This is a genomic window from Paraburkholderia sp. J94 (assembly GCF_905220285.1).
In the GTDB taxonomy this organism is placed as follows: domain Bacteria; phylum Pseudomonadota; class Gammaproteobacteria; order Burkholderiales; family Burkholderiaceae; genus Paraburkholderia; species Paraburkholderia tropica_A.
The window spans coordinates 1-230 of the sequence record NZ_CAJMZH010000073.1; the positions used below are offsets into that span (position 1 = coordinate 1).

Below are 230 nucleotides of genomic sequence, written 5' to 3' on the forward strand. Positions count from 1 at the left end.
TAGGCGTCGTCGGTGCCTTCGCTAAAGCGCGCGACGAGGAAGTAGTAGAGGCCGTAGGCAATGGCTGCAATCACGATCACGAGGACGAGCAGCGTCATCATGCGCTTGCGCTTGCCGTTGTTCGCGTTCGGCTGCGGATTGGCGGCCGGTTGCTGGGGGGTGCTCATGGAAGGATCTCCGGGTTCTTGCGTGCTGTGCGTTCAGTTATTGGAATTCAGTTCGTCGCGGCG

General features: G+C 60.4%; 1 pseudogene. It reads right to left on the reverse strand.

From position 1 onward, the window contains the following. Positions 1-167: pseudogene (locus tag U4Y88_RS37705) on the reverse strand (EmrA/EmrK family multidrug efflux transporter periplasmic adaptor subunit); the annotation flags it as partial. Between the last annotated feature and the right edge of the window lie 63 nt (positions 168-230).